Raw genomic sequence first — 21146 nt, 5'->3', positions numbered from 1 at the left:
CATGAAAAAGAGACTGATTAAACTGTTAATCTGTTGCATTATCATTCCTGGCGGTTTATGGGGGGTCATCATTAACTTTGGTTCAAATTTACCGGAAAGATATGAAGAAACAACGGGACTGGATATTCCAATGCCTGAGCCAAGAGAAGGTTACGAAATTATTTATCCTGATGCGATTCGGACTAATGACCGCCACGATACAGCTTCGTTTTATTATCTAAGTGAAAAACGTCAGGTTATCTATCGTTATGATGCAGATCGTTATTTAGAGCTGCAAGGCGAAAACTGTGAAGGATTAATTTGGTATCACGATCAGGCCAAAAATATTCACACACGTATTGATAAAGTCTTTTTTACTTACGATAGGTTACCAAAATTTGACTATTACAATCCTGGCAAAGACTATATCGGCATTCCAACCGATGATATGTCTGCAGTGCCATTTTCAATTGATGGCGGTAAAACTTTTTATGTTGGCAAGGTGACCAGCTTTGCAGCTAAACCCAGTGAGCAAGTGGAGCGTTTTATGGGTGTAGATGATAGCCCATTAACCCTGCAATTTAATGATGTTAAAAAATCGACAATGGAAGGCTTTATTAATACCATTACCGTTTCTGGCAATACGGGGTATTTTATTCTAAAAAATGATGTACTGTTTGGCGATACTGTCTTTTGGCAAATGTTCAAATACCCTCAACAGACTTTTCATTCATTAAGTGGTGTTATAAACACTAAAAAAAATATTGATTTATACCTTAATGGTGAAAACATGATAGAAGTCCAAAGATTTGGGCAATATTGGGAAATTTATTATAAACCCGCTTATATAGAACGCATAACCGACGCACGTACTATTAAACTTGAACCCTATCAAGGTTGGGACAAAATTCGTTGTGAAATTGGTGCAGAAAAATAATTTTAATATTGACACACAAGCCGATAAAAGCGTCAGGTTAACCATTGTTGATGTATTGGCAAGAATGGAGCGGATAACTGACGCGCGTAATATTAAACTTGAACCCTATCAAGGTTGGGACAAAATTCGTTGTGAAATCGGGGCAGAAAAATAATTCTAATATTGACACACAAGCCGATAAAAGCGTCAGGTTAACCATTGTTGATGTATTGGCAAAAATAGAGCGATTAACTGGCGCACGTAATATTAAACTTGAACCCTATCAAGGTTGGGACAAAATTCGTCATGAAGTTAGATCTGAAAAAAGGTAAATAAAATATAAGTAAGGAATTTATTTATGAAAGGTGTAATACGGTTAGGTGATCCACATTCGCATGGTGGAAATGTTATTAGTGCTTCTGGGGCTGATTTTGATGGTAAACCTGTTGCTTTAGTGGGAGACAGTGTATCTTGCCCGAAAAAAGGACATGGTATAAATCCGATTATTGAAGGACATCCTACTTGGTTAATGCATGAACGCCAAGTTGCTGTTGAAGGATGTCATGCCGCATGTGGCTGTGTATTAATATCAACATTAACACAAGTGGGATGCAACTAATGAAATGGCAATTACCAAATATTGAAGAAAAAACAATACCTAAGAATTTTTCAAAATGGGTTTATTTATTGATTTTTGTGATTAGTTTTTTATTTTATATCATTTTTATTTTTATTGTTCAGAATGATAACGATGCGGTGTTCTCACAATTTAATCTTATCTTCATTTTTTTTATTATTGCGCCAATATTATTTGGTTTGTCTGTGATGGGATTTTTATACAGCTTCTTTTTTTATGAAAAAGTTGATACGTTAATATTTAATCATTATCTAAAAAACATGCGTTTAAATTGGCAAAGTTGGTGCCAAAGTTCAATAAATCTGATCGATTACCATTATATTACAGGTATTGATAATGTCTCTTTAAAAATAATGAAAATTGAGGGGCATTCTCCAACAAATCCCGATAAAGTAATACCCATTTCAATTATAAGAGAAAATGACAGTTCTCCATTATTCTATTTGTTTGATAAGATTTTATTACCAATGAAATCTAAATTAAACATGCTTCCTAGTGTAATAATTCTTTTAAACACTAATCAAGACCAAGAAGTTATAAACAATGCGTTAATGAGTTACAGCCAACTCAATGAACTAAACATTCATCAATCTAATATTACCTTTTCCAACATAATACCCTCCATAGATAAGATTAATGATTGGATTGATGATAATTCAATACAAAATATACTATTAATTAATCTATTGTTTGATACCGAAACTCAATTACAGGTAACAGAATATTGTTGTGCACTATTGTTTTCAAATGATGAAGAGGTATTAAATCAATCTACTTTGAAATTAAATTTATTCCGCTCCCTTAATACAAATTTAACTAATTTCAATAAAGATCTAGAGTACTTTTTGGATTCAGAACAAGTACAAAGAGAAAAGATTAACCAAGCATGGACACTCTATTTACCATCTCCTGCTTTACACAGTTTTAAAGCTACATTATTTGATCCAAACAGCGGAATAAAACTTGAACCAAATAAATTTTATCAATTGGAGATAAATTTAGGTAAGTTAGATTATAGTCATGCATGGCTTGCATTGTCACTCGCTGCAGATGGTATAGTTAAAGAGCAAAAAGGGCAAATCATTGCTACGCAAAATAAAGATTCAATTAATATTATGCAATTATCCGATAAAACGGCATATACACCGACAAAAGAAGATAATATAAAAGGTTACTATCCAACCATAACTTGTTTAAGTTGCTTATTACTCTTGTTCTGCATCTGTTTAACAATAATATTTTCACTTGAAGAAACAGATTCTGAATTTTTGATGCAAATAGGCGTTTTTTCTTTTATTGCGGGACTTTTTATTATCGGGGCAATTATTGTAGGTACCCTTTATCAAAGGTCTTCAAAAGAAGATGATTTCATTGAAATGTGGTTTGAAGAACAAGATAAAATATCAAATAGTATTTAATTTAGAATATCCTATTTATATAGGAGCGCGTTCCACCGCTCCTATTCTTCCTATCACCTAAATTAGTTTAAATGTAAATCTTTCATGAAAAAAAGATAATCATTGTTTTTATAATTTTATTTCATCACTTTTATTCAAACTTTGAGGTGTCAGTGGCGCAAATTCTAAGGCGATGCCCGTCTGGATCATTGCCAACACAAGTATAGCCAAAATCAAGCATTTGAGGTTCAAGTTCTATTTTTACGTTTAGCTTTTTCCATATTAAATAGATTTCGTCTACCTTATCTTTTGTTATATCACTAAAAGAGAGTTCAAAACCACCAAAATGATTCGGTGCTTTAGGTGTGATTTGATCGGCTTGTTGTAATCCTAAAATAAAATCGCCTTTCAATAAAAAAACTGCAAATCCTGGATAGGTTTCAATAGGATTTTGTTCAAGTATTTTTGTGTAAAAGTCGGTACTGATATCGATGTTTTTAACATAAATAATAACGCTATTTGGTTTAAACATTTTGGTTACCTTTTTGTAATAGATATTAAAAAAATTAATATATTTAAATTATGTTATCTATATTATGATGAGGTAACCCTGACAACTGTATGTCATATTAAAAATTTAAGATCAATTATTTCAACACTTAAAATATGAAAATTAACCGTATAATTACTATCATTATGATACTACTTCAGAAAGATAGAATAAGCGCTAAAGTATTATCGGAAAAATTAGATGTATCATTGCGCACCATTTATCGAGATATACAAGTTATTGAACGTGCTGGAATTCCGATCATCACATATGCAGGAAGTCAGGGCGGGTTCAGTATTTTAAAAGATTATAAAATCAGTAAAGGTCTATTTACTAAAGACGATGTGACTGTTCTTTTAAAAGGTCTGAATTTATTATCTTCTCCAATTTTAAGTGACAATGAAAAATTCCATACTCACGAAAAAATTAAAAGCTTTTTGTCTCAGGAAGAACTTAATGATTTAAGTAATGACCTAAACCGACTTACTGTAGATTTATCCCCTTGGTTTTTAAAACAAAACATTAATAATAAAATAGCGATTATTAAAGGGGCATTGAGTCAGCAGTTACTGTTATCATTTGATTATCGCAAAATTAAAAATGACGCGATTTCTCGATTAATTGAGCCTTATCAACTGCTATTTAAAGAAAAAGAGTGGTACTTACAAGGTTATTGTTTAAATAGAAATGATTTTCGCATATTTAAATTATCGAAAATGTCTAACATCCATAAAACAGACATAAATTTTACTAAAAGATCGAATCCCGACATGGTTTCTTTATTTAAACGAGACATGAAAAAAAAGGTCTTTAAAATAAAATTATTAATTGATAGCTCTATCTTAGAACGCATATTAGATTATTGTGATAAGAAAGATATAAATCCATTCGATGATAATAAATATCTAGTCGATTTTGATTTTATCGAAGATGATTATAGTTACGGTATATTAATGAGTTTTGGGCATCAATGCCTCTGCTTAGAGCCTGAACACGTCCGTCACAAACTAATCCAACGAACCGAAAAACTTAGGCAATTATATAACGAAGAGGAAATTTGAATTAATTCCAACTTCGTTTAACCGATCTGACAATTAATTTAGAGCCTTTTGTGTTGACATATCAACTTTATTAAAATTAATGTTATTCGCCATATTAACATTACTTAATATTGGTCAGATATATTAGTCCAATCAATATGATTTGAATCAAAAATATCTACACCCTTTTGACGAATTCGTTCAATCCACTCTTCTGCTTGGCATTGACCTATATCGAAATGTTTGATTGCCGTTTTCATCATCACATCGTGTTCATTAGCAATGGTTGTAGGCATTAATGCACAATCATCAGTATTGATACATACCGAAATAGGGCCCGTTCTGATACCGAAAAGGTTAAACCTTTCACCATTTTGCAGCCATTTACCATTTGGTGGGTGCCAACGAAATAAAGGATGTTCATGATAGTGACTGATTCTACCAATATAAAGATTGGATGTCGGACAGGCTTCGAGGATAATTCCTTGCTTACTATACTGTTCAATCAATAAATCTTGAATTGCTGTATAGAGTTTTAGCTCTTCTTTTGATATTGAATCTATTAGTGGTTCATTAATAAATTGAGGAATTATATTGCTGTCTATTTGTAAATCAACTGAAATAGTTTTAAACCGTCTTTTATTATCGGATGGATAGTTTGAATAAAGGTAATTTAACCATAATTTTTTTGCTTTACTTTCAGGATGATTCATTAAAAATTCATAATCAGGTAAACGTACTTTTCGCTTAACTTCACTTATGCCTTGATTGTTATTTAATCGACGTGGGCAATTTCGCCGAAGTAGCCAAGCTTGATATAAATCATTAATTGAATAGTGTTCATCACTATATAAGTAATTAGACCAATGCTTAATTTTGTATTCTAAAATCGGTAAAGTAGATTGAATTTCAGGTAAGATTCCACAAAGTTTTAGCGCTTGATAGTAACACCATACTAAATTGTCTAGATGCTCACCAACCGTCAGATAGGCTCGTTTTTGTTGTTTTGCCCATTGCTCAATATCTATTCCTAAGGCTAAAGCATGTCCAAGGCGATCCCCTTCATCAAACTGACAAAAATTAACCGCCTCATCAATAGCTCTTAAACCCGAAAGAACATGACTAAAGTCTTCGCCGGCATGAACCGTTAAAAATGGCTTTTTGAAAGGTAAATATAAAGGACTATTTACTTGATAACATGCTGACCGAAGAACTCGAAGGGTTGGCGCGAATATCTCAATTGGTAATTGATTTTCATTTCCTGCAATATCATATCCACGTATTAACTTTCTAAGATCAACTTTGGCTTTTTTGGGAGGAAATCCAGTTCCAATATTAATTTCTGCTTTTTGATATTCAACTGAATTCATTAGGTCATGTAGTTTATTTACCTGTAAATTCAATTTATCACGAAAATCTTTTAATAACCTATCGTTAATATTTTTTTTGTTAGGAAAACCTCGAGTAAAATGAATCACAAAATGATGGTTTTCAGGTTTACCCCATCGGAAGAAATAATTTGAAAATTTTTTTAATTTTCCAAGTGATAAACTGAGATTACCATCGCTTTCTTTTATTAAAACATTAGGCGATATTCTAAACTCTCTTTTAATATTACTTGCAGCGTCATGATTTGCCACGAAATCATAAAATTTATGTCCATTTTTATAAATTTTTTCAGGTTTTCTTAATGAAAATCCAAAAAAACTTACAAACTGACTAAGTCCAATTCCTGATACAGTCATATAATTTCTTAAAATATGACTACTTTTAATAAATATTGATAAGTTTTTTCTATAACCACTATTTTGGTTGTTATCAGCATGAATTAAAAAGCCCAGACATAATAATAACCAGCCATTTTTCTGACATTGTTTTGGATCATTTGCTATCCTTATAATTTTTTGCGCAGAGGTACGCGTATTATTGTAAAATTTTATCATTGAAACTTTTTTAAATATAATAGTCTTTAAATTTATTATATTAAAATTGACGAATTCATTTTCACTCTCGGAATTTTTTCTCTCAGGATCAAAAAATATCTGTTGTAACAATAATATACTGCATGCTCTCACTAACAATGGTAAATATTGTTTATCTAATGTATTACTTTCATATAGAGTAAACTCAGGGCGATTAGGCCACTCAATATTTTCAGGCTCTTTTTCTAAATAAAGAGCAAAACTTTGCATTGAAAGTGATGAGGATCCATGCCCATTTAAATGGACATGATTATCTGCATAAACTTTATTGCCAAGTGGTTTGACCAATGCAATCGGACATTGATCTGTTAAAATATTAGCAATGGCATTGTTTGGTTGCAATATCCTATTTTCGATACGATTTTTATAAGCTGAAGCAATTATCCAATTAGGATCAATTAATGATACTAATGCTAACCACAAATCCAATAGCGGTTTTTTTACTTCAAAACTCACACCAGTCCACTCTAAAAAATAGTCTGCCAATTTATCCAAACAACTAATCGGATCGACATCTTTATCATGGTTAAGCCACTCTTCAATAGCATAGTCAATATCATCAGAACGTAAGCGATGACGATAATAAGGTTGATAATCATGTATTGCCTGCTTTAATATCGTATGCAGTTTTTCGTTTAATTTTTTACCTTGCTGTAAATTCATTTCTGAATTTAATAACCGATCCGACGTTAAAATTACAGCAGGAACAATCCATTTTAAATCAAATGTGAACATTGTTTATTTCCTGCTGGCTAATTGATTATAAATTGTAATGAATAGTCGAGGAAATTCTTCTCGTTTATTCATATTTAACAACTCTTCTTCATTTTCATAATTTGAAAACAGGTCATCCTCTCTTAACCCATCAAGCATTTTTGTTAATGTTGGACGTTTTTGTCCTTTAACCCAATCACTTAAAGTGTCAGCATTAAAATTTTTATATTTTTTCATGACATTTAATTTAATGCTGTTAAATGTATAAAATTCGTGGCGAGAACCTATTTTAAACATTGGAGAAGAAGCATCATTGTTCTTAAAAAGGGGATGATTCCATATAGCTGATAATAGTAGTGATTCAATACCGCCGTTTACTTCAGGTTTTTTAGTATCGAAATCAACTATTCCTTCTATATTTTTTGTTAATATTCGATCAGAACTTTTAAATTTTGATTTCTCTCTAATCGTATTTACTGCAGCGTTTAATGCAGGGTTAGCATGAATGATTATTCCATCTTTCATAAAACTAGCGAAAGCGTTAATTACTAAGTATTCGAAACGTTTTGCAATATCAGAAAGATGTTCATCTTCATTCAATTTAAAGCTTTTTTTACGCATGATATGTAACTGAGTAAAAACCTTATTAAATACTGCATGCAATAAGGGAATCAAATTCTTTGTTTGTAACCCTTTCAAACTTTCTTCATGCATTTCACGCCAGTCATCTATTTGCTTTGCGAAATCCTTAATGCTGTCGTTACTGTCGTTACTGTCGTTACTATTCTCATCATTGGTTCTAAAGTCTTCTCCATCTGACATATCCTCATCATCAACAAATTTAGTTGGATTCATAGCATGAATTGAATAAAATGGTGGAGAATTTAGGGTAAATTGCAGTTGCTTTTCCCAATCGATGTTATTATCTTTGGAAGAAATAGCATCCAATATAGATAAAATCAATATTTCATAAGCACGACTAAAAAAGATATTATGAATTTGCTGACTCAATTTTCCATAATAATCACAATGCGTATAAATTAATTTTAAAATATTATTTTCGTCAGTTTCTATAGTTCTTTTGCTCAAAAAAAGATTTTCAACCAAAAACTCTAAAGGTGGCATACTTCGCATAACTAAACTATAATTGTTAAATACACTGGTTAAAACTTTCTTATTGTCTTCTCCTTTGCTAGATAGCTCTTTAATCGCTTCTAATTGCTCATCGAAAAAATTCTTTTTACTGCCAGAAAATTTTATGTATATTTGTTGTTTAGGGCTAAATGCCAATAGTTGTTCAATTTTAAATAGATCTTCTTTATTATAATTTATTACCCGTTGATAACTAATAGCATTACTATAAGCAACACCATCTTGTTTTTGTTCTGCCCAAGATTGAAAAGTAGACCATAAGTACTCTTCTAATTTCTCTTGACAAAATATGGATGGTGGTAATGATCTTATAAGTTGAGTGACTTCTCGAGCATTTTTCGGCTTGGGCCATTTAGTACTACTAGCTTCCCCATTACATAAATAGTAGAAATAGTTTTGAAGATCTTTCTCGTATTTAAAAAATGTTATGCCATCATCCTTTTCTTTTTCAATAATTTTTAATTTAGGTAAAAGATCATCAATAGGTAATAAAGGTAACCGTTGGTGATTCGGAAATACTTTGGTGAGATAAGCTTCAGCTAATGATTGAGCTGTTTCACGTCCATCTTTTGATGTATCATTAGCAATAAATTCTTTGGGTGCTGCTAGTTTTTGAAAATGGACATTTATCATATGGGAATATAAGTGAAGAGAACCACTGATAATGGTGATAATATAAGGGCAGCTAAGTAATCGACGTACATCATCCAACACTTCAAAGGCTTTGTCCAAAGCCATATCGACATCATCAATTGGAATAGCAATCGCTTTACAATGTAAAATTTCAATACATTTTTCTACAAAATCATGAAAGCGATGTTGAATTTGTACACCAGAACTATATTTGAGTATTTTATCTATACCTGTGTAATCATTAAATTCTTTTGTTTTTCCTAGAGCATTGGCAAGTTCTTGTAGAGAAGAATAAAAATCATTACGTTGACATTGATTAGTAGAAGATGATTGTAATCTTTTTTCAACTGCATTATATAATTGAGCAACAATAACATTGGCAAACTCATCATGATTGCAAAGTAAAGTGGGATCGATAATTTCTAGAAAGAAAATATCGTCTATCTGCCTTTTATCATAACTTTTTTGCCAAAAATTTTCTATATTACGTAAAAATACGGTTTTACCTGCCCCTCGTTCACCGCTGATGCAAATTGCATTATGTGCAGCATAAATTGCGTTTTTATTTTTATTTTCTTTACGATTTCGTTTATAAGCTTCAGCTTCATCACAGGTATTTTTTAACATTTCTACCAGTTTTTCTTTGGCTGCTTGTTGCCAAAGTTCTTCGTTTGAAAAAGAATCTAGATATTCATTGATTGTTAGATTTAAAATTATATTATTTGCCATAAGTCGCTCTATCCATATTTTTATTTCACTTAACGTACTGTAAGTAGATTATTTTACCTTAATTAGGTAATTTTTTAATCAACTATTTAGTTAATCTATAAAAATATGATATTTTTGCTTTCACTAATGACATTTTGAATCTAAAAAACCATTTTTAGATAAAATATGGATAAAATATAACCTAATTCCATTCTATTTCAAATAACGTCATGATTTGCATTAAAATCTGGATATTTTTTTAATGAGGTCGTTTATAATTATTTACGATAATCTTTGCTGGTCAGAAATTCATTTGGCATTTTTGCTTTAAACTGTCAGTAGATTATTTATAATAAATATTATTAAATCAAAAGCGTTAAATCAGTAAATTAAACGAGCTTTATCTTTAATCATTTATTCTATATTTTGATATGGTTTTATAATCGATTTTAAGAGTATTGGCTAATCCATTTTCACAACTCATCACATCTGCAACCAAATAACAATTCACTTATGGACAAATTAAATTAAATCTTTATTTTCATTGCTGGATCATATTTATTTTAGGATAGTTACTTGTTGGGTTAATATCTTGAGGTTTCGTGTAGTAGTATAATTTATTAATAAAAGTAGGTATAAATTGTCTATTACATACCTCAAGATACTTTTCATCTATTTTTAAATCTTTCTATTAAAGGTAAGAAAGATCATTAGCAATATCCTTTAATCTAGACCTTAATTCGGTTAGTTGTTCTTGTTGGGCTTGTTTATAAAGTTCATCTTGAGATTTTAAACTTCCTTCACTATAGTTACGATATTTTGATGGTACATCACCACTATAAACATATTTGTATTTAGCGGAAGTTTCTTTAACTTTAAATGATTTAATATAGCTATACATACCGTTAACCATGATGTTTGTCGTTAATGTTAGTTGATTGCTATGAGTTTCTGTTTCTATAGTGTAGCGCTGATCTTTATAGCTTTTGAGTTTGGTAATTCTCCCTTTTTTATCTGGCACTTCGACATATTTATCAAATACCTGTTCAGTTTTTGTTTCATAATTAACTGATTTGCCAAGATCATTAAAATCAATATCGTAGTCAATTCGTATATCAATATCTGCTTCACTCAAGTAATTGGTAAACTCAATATAATATGAGCCTATATATTCTCTAATTTCATTCGTAAATTGAGATGGGGATGAATTATAGTAAACTTTAACAATTCCCTTTTTTTGGTAGGTGTCAGCTAATGCTTTTGCATCGCGATATTTTCCATATGGCTGGTAAACTTTTACTGCTTTGTTAAAGTAATCTGCCACCTCTCGAAACTCGTGACGCTTTCTGGCATTTTGAGAGAGTTGTTGGGCTTGTTGATAAGCAGCCTCGGCTTGTTGCGTACAATATTTTTTGTCATTTTCAATTGCTCGTTTATCACTATCTCTATATTTACCGAGTGGTTGATAAACTTGTGAAGCATTACTAAAAGCCGTTGCAGCCTCTTTGTAGTTTTTTTCTTGTGCAAATTTTTTACCTAAATCATAGTATTCTTTGGCAGCAACCTGCATATATTTCGTATTGGCGTTTTGATACCGTTTTTCAATATCTTTATAATTATATCGTTCTAAACCACGTTGGTATAAATTGGCTTTGTTCTTATAGCTTATACTGTCTGTGCCCGTTATTGAATTTGCATAATCGTAATATTGTTTAGCAATGGTTTGCTCCAATTGTTCCGAATCGTATTTATTATTAAAAAAATCGACAGTTGAACTATAAAAACGATCCCTAAGCATCATTTTCATCTTAAGTAAGTTTTGGTAGATATCAATACGTTTTTTGTAATCGGTGTCTGAAGTATTGGCTAGATTGGTTTCATAATGTTCCATAACATTAGTGACTAAAGTGCGTAACTTTTCGGCTTTATCTTTGTCATACTTTTTAAGGCCTTTTTCTTCAATATTGTTAGTTAATAAACTGATACTTTCTAGATATTTTCCCTCTTTATATGCTTCCTCACTTGTACGTGTATGGCAAGCGGTAAGAAAAAAAATGACAAAAATGGTTATTACTATTCGCATAATATTTCCTTTCAATAATTATTCATCCTTTATCAAACTATTTAGAATATAACAAGTTTGATGGGTTACACGTTAATTAAAATAGCCTTTAATTATTTTTGCAGATTTTATGAAAAAAAAATACTTAGCATTTTTCATTTAATGCTATATTTCTATACCACAACGATGATAACAAAGCGTAAAAAATAATATTTTTAACATTAATCAATTTTTTGATGGGCGCACACCTCAATACAAATTATGTATTGAGGTGATGAATAACTCTATTTTCGAGTAGGTTTTTTAGCCGTAGCACGGCGAGGTGATTTAGACGGATTATTCAATTTGATACGTTTTGGTCTAACCGTTTTTTTGTCCGATGATGAAGTTGTTTTAGTAAAACTTTTAACTTCTGCTGGTAAACCAACAAGTTCACGTAAATAGTTGACAGAATCAATACCTAGTTCCATCCATGTACCGCGTGATAAGCCTTTTGGTAAGTTGATGTTGCCATAACGAATACGCAATAAGCGGCTTACTTGTACATCGATGGCTTCCCACATTCTACGCACTTCGCGATTACGACCTTCGGTTATAACGACATTAAACCATTGGTTAAGGCCATCACCACCTTGTGCTTTAATTGAATTAAATGAAGCAGGACCGTCTTCCAATTGTACACCTTTGCGCAATTGATTAATTTGCTGATCGGTAATATTACCAAACACTCGCACAGCATATTCACGTTCGATTTCATGTCTTGGATGCATTAAACGGTTAGCCAATTCACCATCAGTAGTAAATAACAAAAGTCCTGACGTATTGATGTCTAAACGACCAATATTGATCCAACGTGCATTTTTTAAACGTGGTAATCGTTCAAATACCGTCGCTCGACCTTGAGGATCATTACGTGAACAAATTTCACCCTCTGGTTTATAATAAGCCAGAACTCGGCAGATCTCTTTTTCTTTACTTCTTAGTTGAATTAAATGCCCATTGATGCGAATTTTAGGGTTAGCACTGACATCGACACGATCGCCTAAATTGGCAATTTTACCGTTAACGCTGATCTTCCCTGCCGCTATCATGGCTTCAATCTCACGCCGTGAACCATTGCCTAAATTGGCTAGTACCTTTTGTAATTTTTCAGTATTATCTTTTATGTTTTTCATAAGCAGTTCTCGCTACCTTCACAGGTATCATATTTGTTTAACTTTAAGTGAAAACTTATATCAAAATCGATTTTACTATTTTGATACAGTTAGTAAATTTTATTTGTTGAATATTGAGTTACTCAATTTGCAACAAAAAATAGGTATAAATTTTTAATGTTACTAAATAGTTATTTTATTTACGTTTATTCTTTCGAAGTATTTTATATTTGTGTTTGCGTTTATGTCGTTTGTTGTTTAAGAGATTCATTCTATAATTTTCAGAATGTTTTGCCAAAAAATAAGGCAGATAAAATCCAATTGCACTAAATATCGTTCCCATAAAAGCGATAAAAATTATACCAGACCAAAGTGTCCTAAAATCCGATATTTTAGCTGTGCTATCATTATAAAGAACTTTCACCTGTTGACCTATATCATAAGGACTGGGACTAGACCCAAGTGATGAAGTGAAGATTCTCTTTTGATCCTTTTTATCAGTAAAAGTAACAATAGGATAATACATTAAACGATGACGATGATAATGATAATAACCTTGGTTTATAGAACGACTATATTTATATTTAAAATTTGTAACATAACCTATTGTTGAGTCTGATTCATTAATAAAACCAATTTGTAGGTAAGCCCACAAAGCACTTAACAAATAGAAAAATATACCTCCCAAAGCAAAAGGTTTAATTATTTTATATTTCATTAATCTATACAGAAAGTTACATTAAATAAACGGACTTATATCACCACTGCCTTGACGAATAATATCTGGATAGTCATTAGTTAAGTCGATTACTGTTGTAGGTTGCGGACCAATGTATCCGCCATGCACAATAGCATCAAGTTGATGACCAATTTTATCTTCAATCTCTTCAGGATCGGATTGGGCTTCATCTTCATTAGGTAAAATTAATGTGGTTGTCATTAATGGTTGCCCTAACAATTCAAGTAATGCTAAATCAATTTTATTATCAGGAATACGTAAACCAATGGTTTTACGTTTTTCATTCATTAATCGACGAGGTACTTCTTTGCTGGCTTGCAAAATAAAGACATATTTACCGGGGGTATTATTCTTCAAGAGCCGGAAAGTCGTGTTATCAACAAAAGCGTAAGATGATAGTTCCGAAAGATCGCGACACATTAAAGTAAAGTTGTGATATTTATCAAGCTGGCGAATTTGGCAAATGCGATCAACACCATACTTATTATCGAGCAAGCAGCCTAGTGAATAACCTGAATCTGTCGGAAAAGCGATAACGCCACCATCATTTAAAATTTTGACAACTTGATCTAATAATCTTGTTTGTGGATTATCAGGATGAATATAAAAAGTTTGGCTCATAGTTTTCTTCTATATTAGTGTTATGGTTAAGTTTCGTTTTTTTATTTAGTCATTCCAATTATGCCAGATTGGTGTCACACTGGCTGGTAAAGGCGTGGTTTTACCTAAATCAAGATAATTAACCAAATCATGAAAATCGGAACCTTGAGATGCCAATAATCCGAATTCATTAGCTAATTTTGCCAATCGTTGTAAATCATCTTGTGTTTGCCGGCTTTGTGATACTTCCATTGCATCACCACCATATTCTTTAAATTCACCAATTAAGGTTTTTAATTTAGTTAACGTTAAATCATAACGACTAGGATGAGCAAGTACTGCTTGCCCACCTGCTGCATGAATAGCATTAACCGCATCACCAATAGAGCAACATTTTGCAGGCACATAAGCATAACCACTTTTGCCTAAATATTTTTTAAATGCTTGTTTAACATCTTTAACATGACCATTGGCCACTAAAAAACGGGCAAAATGGGCACGTGATACAATATCACCTTTCGAAAATTGTTGTGCTTGTTGATATGCATTATCAATGCTGACTTTCGCCAATTTTTGATCAATGCTTATTGCTCTATCAATTCGACCTTGTTCTTGGGCTGATAACAATTCAAGCAACGGTGAATTTTCAACATCGATATTTAATCCAACAATATGAATTTCATTATTCTTCCAAATTGTTGACACTTCAACGCCATAAATTAATTTAACGGGTAAATTGTCACGTTCTATCGTGTTTTTTGCCTCTAACAGACCTTTGATAGTATCATGATCGGTAATTGCTAACATACTGATTTGATTATCAGCTGCTCTTTTGACCAGTTCACTAGGTGTCAATATGCCATCTGACGCAGTTGTATGCGAATGTAAATCAACGATCACTTTTTTTCTCGAAAATTATTTTTAAACGTGTAATATACCACACAAATTGCATGACCACTAAAAGGTAAATTATGAAAGATCAAATTATGCTTGCTCAACAAGATACTAACGCTATTATTGAAGAACTATTAGAAGATGGCAGCGATCCTCATGCGCTTTATATTATTGAACATCATATCTCATCACAAAATTTTGATCTACTTGAAAAAGTCGCCGTAGAAGCTTATAAATTAGGTTATGAAGCTACCGACCCTGATGAAGATGTAGATGATACTGGCAATGTTGTTATCGGGTTTGATATTGTGGCTGAAAGTCCACTTAATGCAGAATTAATTAATGCCCAAATAGCGGAAATCATCACATTAACTAACCAATTTGGTGTCAATTATGATGGTTGGGGAACCTATTTTGAAGATGGCAGTGATGATTTTAATGAAGTTGATGATAATATGGAAACGCTTCATTAATAGGGGTGATATTTTTAATCTATTTGTTTTATCGATTATTTATTCTTATCCGTTAAATAACGGATAAGAATAATGATTAATATTAATTTATTTCACAATTTCAATGCGACTGGTCCTTTGTTTATTTGGCGAGACGCTACGAATAATGACACTTTCACCTTTCTTAATGGCAGTAGGACCTTGATAGCGTTGCCACTGATTACCTTTATCAATTGAATATTCAATACTTAAACCAGGGAAGACGATGTTCGCGATCAATTTACCATTTTCAATCTTCGCACCCGGGACAGGTAGACGATAATTAATTGAAGCTGCATCTAATTTAGCTAATTCTCGTTGACCGATTAAATTGGCAAATTGATTCCAATCATTGAAAAGCTTTTGCTGATCAACATAATGGGTTTCGCCTTGTTGGAATTGGCGATCTTTTTGATAATTTGTCTCCCAATCGGCTTTATGCCATGCACGCTCTGCAACACTGAGCAATCGAGGATAAGCCATGTAAGCCATTTTATCATCTGTGCGAATATTTTCAGTCCAAATTTGAGCGGATAATCCGTATGCGCCCGGCCAATTCATGGTGCCTTTTGCAGCAAATGCATCACCATTACGATCAAACGATGTTTCTGCATTCTGTGGTAAGTTATCGGGCGCAAAACTGAATATTTTGCGTTCATCATTGAAACGAGAAGCCCAATAGTAACCACTTTCTTTTGGATTAACTTCGTAAGGCATATCTAAATAGACATAATCAGGGTTAGATACAATAACTTTATAGCCTTTATTGGCGAATTCATTTACTGAATCATATCCCCCCCAATACAAACTATCCCAGAAATTGACAATCACTTCATCGGTGGCAAAAGATTTGGCATCGGTTGCGAATTTTACGCCATCTTGCCATACTTGCATGCGATTAATTCCGTTGTTTTTAATGATTTTACTCACTTCGACAGCAAAATGACTTGGTAGATGTTCAATGTTTTTAACAACCCCTTTGTTAACAAAGGTTTGGCAAGCTTGTGATTTTGCCCATGGATGATCTTCAATACTTTGATCAATTAAACCTTTACCCGCCTCTTTTTGAGCGGCATTAATATCTTGGTAGCCATTACCAAAATGAATATTTTTCGCCTCATCACCACCAAAATGCCAAGTTGAAATTGGTTGTTTAGCTTCAGCATGCATTTTGGCTATTTCACTAATGACTTTATTTACAAATTTTTTCGAAGAATCTAAACACGGATTAAGATAACTTTGTCGATTGTAAAATTGTACTGTGGTCGTATTTGATGTATCGGTTGGATCGACTAATCGATATTCATTAGCTTGTTGTTCTTTACCTTTATTCATTAGGCGTTGATATCTCACTTCCATCGACATAATCGCCGCTCTAGCATGTGCAGGCATATCTATTTCTGGGATGACTTCAATAAATCGAGCATTTGCATACTTCACTATTTCAATATAATCATTTCGTGTAAAGTATCCACTGCCACTATTGTTGCTATTTGGACCCGATCCGAGTTGTGGTAATAAGCATTTTGTCTCACTCAGATCATGACAGCGTTTGCTCCCAAATTCGGTCAATTCAGGTAAACCCGGAATTTCAATTCGCCAACCTTCATCATCACTTAAATGGAAATGAAATTTATTCATTTTATATTTTGACATCGTATCAAGTAACTGTAATACCGCTTCTTTACTTTTAAAGTTTCGACCAGTATCTAACATCATTCCTCGATATTCAAATCGAGGAGCGTCCTCGGCTGAAAGTGTAGGTATAACTTGAGGGTTTTTAGCATGTATTACTGATAATATCGATTCTACACCATAAAAAATTCCGCTTTCATCAAAGGCTAAAATGGTTGCTCCTTGAGGCGTTATCTCTAATTTATAACTCCCTTTTACACCTTTTTTAAATGCATTTTTATCAATTGAAGCATTAATGTTAAAACCTTTACTGCTAACAGCAATCTCTAATTTTCTAAAATGTTCCTCTAATACTGATTTACTCTCTTTTGATAAGTGATTAAGCACTAAATTAACGCCATTTTCATTTAGGGTAATCGTCTCTTTACCAACAGTAAGTTTGGATGGAGTCGGTAAAATTTGCCCTTTTAACAACTCTTCGTTAATTTCTTGTATATCTTTGTTGCGTTGATAACGATTTTCAGGCGTCATTAAAACATTATGATCATTTGGCGAGATTTTCCATTGTTCGCCTAATGGTTTTACAAATGCAGAGAGATTATCAGAATCGGTATCGGTATTGGCAATCACTTTTGGTTCAGCTTTTGATGAGGTCACATACCATCTAGGCATAACATCACTTTCACTGATTTGCCAATATTCACCAATGATCGGAATAGTCACAACAGCATTTGCGGGAATATTTTCGAATTTCTCCGTTGGTTCAAGCTTGTGTAGGTCACCGGTGACATGGGTAATTTTAAATTGATCATTGTTTACCGCTAAGATCATTCGAATATTATGAAAATAGATTGCCCAATCTTTGTCAGTAATCGCAGACCCTGTATTTTTAAGGGTTAAGGTCACTTTGTTACATGATGCCCAATCTGCACCCAATGCCGCACAATCTATTCCATGATTTACAGCATCATTATCCACGATTTGATAATTTAGGCGTAATTGTGAACTCATGGTATCTACAATTTTTTGTGAAGCACTAGCAGATTGTGTTGCTCCCATACTTAATAATGTTGCTATGGATGTAGCAATAATAGCTGATTTAAACTTTTTCATGACGATTACCTATTTTTGTTTAGCATTGAAAACGGTGAAAGGTACAGTAACAATAAATTTGATATCGCGTTCATCTTGGAAGATATTGCCATATCCACCTCCCCAACTTGGGATATTGGTGTGATTGTTATATTTGGTAAAATGAAGTTGCAAAGAGGTATCTTTTATCCAACCATTTTGTACGGTATAACCTAAATCAAAGTTATATGCTGATTCAATTAAACGTTTTTTCTGATTAAATTGTTTGTTTGTGCTTGGTTTTGCATCCCAACCATAAGCATAAGAAGCACCTGTTCTCCACCCTGTTAAGTAATTTGATAAATCCCCTAAATCATAAGTGATTTCTGCAAATAGCGCTTTTTCACCATTGGCATTGAAGTCAGAGCGAGAATTCCACCAGATATCTAATCGACCATTTGAAGAAGCATAATCAGGCGTCATACGTTGCAAAAAGAATCCTTGCTCCCCTTCTGCTTTAACAACAACACCTTCGAGGCGTAAACCAACAGGCCCCATTTGATAACCTAAGGTAGCGGCCTGCAACCATGCTAAGCCATCATAAACATTTTTACCTTTGTGAGACTGATCTTTAGCGCCATAAAATTGGTAGCTCATAGTCAGTGGGTTATTAAATACATCTGTTTTATATGAGGCTTTACCAAAAAATTGGTTCATATAATTTTGTGCCTGACCGAAAGCACTTTCTATCACAAAATCGTTTTTAAAGTCATATTTCAAACCAGCAGAATGGAGGTAATCAATTTTTTTCCCTTTGCCCCATTGTTTAAATTCATAAAGTCGCTTATACCAAGGTGCTTTATATTTATCTGTCCACATATAAGACATGGATAACGCGCCCGCATCATCGAAATCAAGCAAAGTACCAAACTCTACGCCTCGATAAGTGCCCGGTAATAAACTCCAATGTGGAGCAAGTAAAGTTTGACCTGATGGTTGGATATACCCTGCTCTGAGCCAAAATTTATCGTCGAGTTTAAAATTAACTAATGCTTTATAAAAACTTAGTCCACTGACATCTTTTTTCCAATCTTCACCCCATCGAGTATTGGCGCCACTAAAACCGATTTCATTAGGATGTCCATTACCACCGTTACTCACTTCCCAAGCGCCATAACCGCCTAATTCAATCGCAAATCGATCAGCAATATAACCAGACTTGAAATCTAAATTTGTGTTAAATGATGAGTGCCTAAGGTTTTTTTCATATTTATGTTCATCGATATTTTTTCTTTCACGATCACGGTTCCAGAAAAATACATTGCCAGTGAGTGATGAATCATCAACAAAATTACTTTCATAAGCAGCATAAACGGGTGTAACACTGGTTAACACGGTCAAAGATAGGATGAGTTTAGTCAAACAACTCAAAGAACGAGGAATGTTTAATTTATTATAGTGGTTCATAATTTATTTCCTTAAAACGATTCCGTTTAATTTAAATAGCAATTCTTCGTTAGAAGATCTCGTTATTTAACTCAAAATTGAATCCATTTTTATTTTATACGTTTTCATTAACACTTTTAAAAAGCTTTGCTAAACCAAAAAAGAAGCTAAATGTCTATTTTTATAATGCATAAACATATTTTAGTTAGCAAATTAAATAATTTAAATTCGTGATCCTAATCACTAAAAAGATCTAATTTTGAATGATTTTAGTTGAAAAAAAGTTCACTTTTTTTATTTTAAAAAATAATGATGTATTGAGATAAAACAGGTTAAATAAATAATTTATACTATTATGATAGATTAAATTATCAACATGATTTTTGTTAAGGCGGGTTTGGAATGTAAGGCAAAAAAAAAGAGAAATGCTCAGCATTTCCCTTATCTTTAAAATTGAAATTTAATATAGAATTAGATTAACTTTCAGTATCAATTTCTTCGAAACTTTTTACGAGTTCATCAATCGCTTTCATCTGTTTTAAGAAAGGTTCCAGTTTCGCTAATGGTAATGCTGACGGGCCATCACATTTTGCGTGATTTGGATCAGGATGTGATTCTAAAAATAGTCCAGCTATACCTACCGCCATACCTGAACGGGCAAGTTCAGTCACTTGACCTCGTCGTCCGCCAGAGGCTGCACCCATAGGGTCACGACATTGGAGAGCATGAGTAACATCAAAAATCACCGGTGAGCCTTTGCTGGCTTTTTTCATGATATTAAAACCAAGCATATCAACGACTAAATTGTCATAACCAAAACAGCTACCGCGATCACAAAGAATCACTTTGTTGTTACCCGCTTCTTCGAATTTTTCCACAATATTCCCCATTTGACCCGGGCTGACAAATTGTGGTTTTTTAACATTAATCACTGCACCTGTTTTTGCCATTGCAACCACTAGATCCGTTTGTCTGGCTAAAAAGGCTGGTAATTGAATGACATCAACCACATCAGCGACGGGTTGACATTGCTCTTCAGTGTGAACATCAGTAATGATTTTTATGCCAAACTGCTGTTTAAGTTCTTGGAAGATTTTTAACCCTTCTTCTAAACCGGGTCCACGATACGAGTGAATTGATGATCGATTGGCTTTGTCAAAAGATGCTTTGAAAATATAAGGGATATTTAATTTATCCGTTACAGTGACATAATGTTCACAAATTTTCATAGCCAAATCACGTGATTCAAGTACGTTCATACCACCAAATAACACAAATGGTAGATCATTGGCTACGGTAATATCACCGACGTTTACTCTTTTTTGTTTCATCATAAAATTATCCTT

At 32.7% G+C, this 21146-nt stretch carries 18 protein-coding genes; 7 read left to right on the top strand and 11 right to left on the bottom strand.

The genetic code is table 11. The features are described from left to right. Position 1 precedes the first annotated feature (1 nt). The 5 genes from AC5LW9_RS06420 to AC5LW9_RS06400 are packed head-to-tail and all read left to right on the top strand — an operon-like array spanning position 2 to position 2950. Positions 2-916: a T6SS immunity protein Tli3 family protein gene (locus tag AC5LW9_RS06420; RefSeq protein ID WP_493456552.1), complete on the top strand. Its 915-nt coding sequence runs from the start codon at positions 2-4 to the stop codon at positions 914-916. Next, positions 903-1070, top strand: coding sequence for a hypothetical protein (locus tag AC5LW9_RS06415; protein ID WP_493456551.1), 168 nt, complete (start codon positions 903-905; stop codon positions 1068-1070). The genes AC5LW9_RS06420 and AC5LW9_RS06415 overlap by 14 nt, the downstream gene beginning before the upstream one ends. After that, positions 1048-1227: a hypothetical protein gene (locus tag AC5LW9_RS06410; protein WP_493456550.1), complete on the top strand. Its 180-nt coding sequence runs from the start codon at positions 1048-1050 to the stop codon at positions 1225-1227. The genes AC5LW9_RS06415 and AC5LW9_RS06410 overlap by 23 nt, the downstream gene beginning before the upstream one ends. A gap of 26 nt (positions 1228-1253) precedes the next feature. After that, positions 1254-1514 (top strand): PAAR domain-containing protein, encoded by a 261-nt coding sequence (locus AC5LW9_RS06405; RefSeq protein WP_065737304.1) that lies wholly within the window; start codon positions 1254-1256, stop codon positions 1512-1514. Further along, positions 1514-2950, top strand: a complete 1437-nt coding sequence (locus AC5LW9_RS06400) for a hypothetical protein (protein WP_493456549.1) — start codon at positions 1514-1516, stop codon at positions 2948-2950. Before AC5LW9_RS06405 ends, AC5LW9_RS06400 begins: the two co-directional genes overlap by 1 nt. A gap of 130 nt (positions 2951-3080) precedes the next feature. Here the strand turns inward: AC5LW9_RS06400 and AC5LW9_RS06395 are convergent, their stop codons facing one another. Then, the gene (locus AC5LW9_RS06395) at positions 3081-3461 is read right to left on the bottom strand and encodes a VOC family protein (protein WP_493456548.1); all 381 of its coding nucleotides are present in this window, start codon (positions 3459-3461) and stop codon (positions 3081-3083) included. A gap of 164 nt (positions 3462-3625) precedes the next feature. Here AC5LW9_RS06395 and AC5LW9_RS06390 point away from each other — a divergent pair, with 164 nt between their 5' ends. Then, entirely contained in the window at positions 3626-4540 is a 915-nt protein-coding gene (locus tag AC5LW9_RS06390) for a helix-turn-helix transcriptional regulator (protein ID WP_493456547.1), read from the top strand. Positions 4541-4644: 104 nt separating this feature from the next. Here the strand turns inward: AC5LW9_RS06390 and rdrB are convergent, their stop codons facing one another. From rdrB to rnm, 7 genes are all read right to left on the bottom strand, one after another. Beyond that, complete coding sequence (gene rdrB, locus AC5LW9_RS06385; RefSeq protein ID WP_493456546.1) at positions 4645-7236, bottom strand: antiviral RADAR system adenosine deaminase RdrB; 2592 nt, start codon at positions 7234-7236, stop codon at positions 4645-4647. 3 nt (positions 7237-7239) lie between these two features. Then, on the bottom strand, positions 7240-9729 hold the full coding sequence (rdrA, locus tag AC5LW9_RS06380; protein ID WP_493456545.1) for an antiviral RADAR system adenosine triphosphatase RdrA: 2490 nt from the start codon (positions 9727-9729) through the stop codon (positions 7240-7242). A gap of 670 nt (positions 9730-10399) precedes the next feature. Next, the gene (locus tag AC5LW9_RS06375; RefSeq protein WP_493456544.1) at positions 10400-11791 is read right to left on the bottom strand and encodes a hypothetical protein; all 1392 of its coding nucleotides are present in this window, start codon (positions 11789-11791) and stop codon (positions 10400-10402) included. Between the two features lie 263 nt (positions 11792-12054). After that, the gene (gene rluB / locus AC5LW9_RS06370; RefSeq protein ID WP_039126869.1) at positions 12055-12945 is read right to left on the bottom strand and encodes a 23S rRNA pseudouridine(2605) synthase RluB; all 891 of its coding nucleotides are present in this window, start codon (positions 12943-12945) and stop codon (positions 12055-12057) included. Between the two features lie 175 nt (positions 12946-13120). Next, the gene (locus AC5LW9_RS06365) at positions 13121-13642 is read right to left on the bottom strand and encodes a DUF3592 domain-containing protein (RefSeq protein WP_198236213.1); all 522 of its coding nucleotides are present in this window, start codon (positions 13640-13642) and stop codon (positions 13121-13123) included. Positions 13643-13663: 21 nt separating this feature from the next. Next, positions 13664-14284 carry an L-threonylcarbamoyladenylate synthase gene (locus tag AC5LW9_RS06360; RefSeq protein ID WP_039126866.1) on the bottom strand — a complete coding sequence of 207 codons (621 nt, stop codon included), beginning with the start codon at positions 14282-14284 and terminating at the stop codon, positions 13664-13666. 45 nt (positions 14285-14329) lie between these two features. Continuing rightward, positions 14330-15163, bottom strand: a complete 834-nt coding sequence (gene rnm / locus AC5LW9_RS06355; RefSeq protein ID WP_493456543.1) for an RNase RNM — start codon at positions 15161-15163, stop codon at positions 14330-14332. 71 nt (positions 15164-15234) lie between these two features. Between rnm and rraB the strand changes: the two genes are divergently transcribed. Beyond that, positions 15235-15630: a ribonuclease E inhibitor RraB gene (gene rraB, locus AC5LW9_RS06350; protein ID WP_039126862.1), complete on the top strand. Its 396-nt coding sequence runs from the start codon at positions 15235-15237 to the stop codon at positions 15628-15630. 87 nt (positions 15631-15717) lie between these two features. Here the strand turns inward: rraB and AC5LW9_RS06345 are convergent, their stop codons facing one another. From AC5LW9_RS06345 to kdsA, 3 genes are all read right to left on the bottom strand, one after another. Beyond that, a complete protein-coding gene (locus AC5LW9_RS06345) occupies positions 15718-18396 on the bottom strand; it encodes a beta-N-acetylhexosaminidase (protein ID WP_493456542.1) in 2679 nt (892 codons plus the stop codon). A gap of 9 nt (positions 18397-18405) precedes the next feature. After that, positions 18406-19821, bottom strand: coding sequence for a ChiP family protein (locus tag AC5LW9_RS06340; protein ID WP_493456541.1), 1416 nt, complete (start codon positions 19819-19821; stop codon positions 18406-18408). A 455-nt stretch (positions 19822-20276) separates the two neighbouring features. Next, positions 20277-21131: a 3-deoxy-8-phosphooctulonate synthase gene (kdsA, locus tag AC5LW9_RS06335; protein WP_086308427.1), complete on the bottom strand. Its 855-nt coding sequence runs from the start codon at positions 21129-21131 to the stop codon at positions 20277-20279. Between the last annotated feature and the right edge of the window lie 15 nt (positions 21132-21146).

Source organism: Gilliamella sp. LMG 34360, assembly GCF_984568995.1.
Note: the sequence above shows the minus strand (reverse complement) of the source record. Positions and strands in the feature narration are given on the sequence as shown.

Bases quoted from the DNA above. Each gene is read 5' to 3' on its own strand.
- AC5LW9_RS06420 (WP_493456552.1), top strand. From the start codon at position 2: ATGAAAAAGAGACTGATTAAACTGTTAATCTGTTGCATTATCATTCCT.
- AC5LW9_RS06405 (WP_065737304.1), top strand. From the start codon at position 1,254: ATGAAAGGTGTAATACGGTTAGGTGATCCACATTCGCATGGTGGAAAT.
- AC5LW9_RS06400 (WP_493456549.1), top strand. From the start codon at position 1,514: ATGAAATGGCAATTACCAAATATTGAAGAAAAAACAATACCTAAGAAT.
- AC5LW9_RS06395 (WP_493456548.1), bottom strand. From the start codon at position 3,461: ATGTTTAAACCAAATAGCGTTATTATTTATGTTAAAAACATCGATATC.
- AC5LW9_RS06390 (WP_493456547.1), top strand. From the start codon at position 3,626: ATGATACTACTTCAGAAAGATAGAATAAGCGCTAAAGTATTATCGGAA.
- rdrB (WP_493456546.1), bottom strand. From the start codon at position 7,236: ATGTTCACATTTGATTTAAAATGGATTGTTCCTGCTGTAATTTTAACG.
- rdrA (WP_493456545.1), bottom strand. From the start codon at position 9,729: ATGGCAAATAATATAATTTTAAATCTAACAATCAATGAATATCTAGAT.
- AC5LW9_RS06375 (WP_493456544.1), bottom strand. From the start codon at position 11,791: ATGCGAATAGTAATAACCATTTTTGTCATTTTTTTTCTTACCGCTTGC.
- rluB (WP_039126869.1), bottom strand. From the start codon at position 12,945: ATGAAAAACATAAAAGATAATACTGAAAAATTACAAAAGGTACTAGCC.
- AC5LW9_RS06365 (WP_198236213.1), bottom strand. From the start codon at position 13,642: ATGAAATATAAAATAATTAAACCTTTTGCTTTGGGAGGTATATTTTTC.
- AC5LW9_RS06360 (WP_039126866.1), bottom strand. From the start codon at position 14,284: ATGAGCCAAACTTTTTATATTCATCCTGATAATCCACAAACAAGATTA.
- rraB (WP_039126862.1), top strand. From the start codon at position 15,235: ATGAAAGATCAAATTATGCTTGCTCAACAAGATACTAACGCTATTATT.
- AC5LW9_RS06345 (WP_493456542.1), bottom strand. From the start codon at position 18,396: ATGAAAAAGTTTAAATCAGCTATTATTGCTACATCCATAGCAACATTA.
- AC5LW9_RS06340 (WP_493456541.1), bottom strand. From the start codon at position 19,821: ATGAACCACTATAATAAATTAAACATTCCTCGTTCTTTGAGTTGTTTG.
- kdsA (WP_086308427.1), bottom strand. From the start codon at position 21,131: ATGAAACAAAAAAGAGTAAACGTCGGTGATATTACCGTAGCCAATGAT.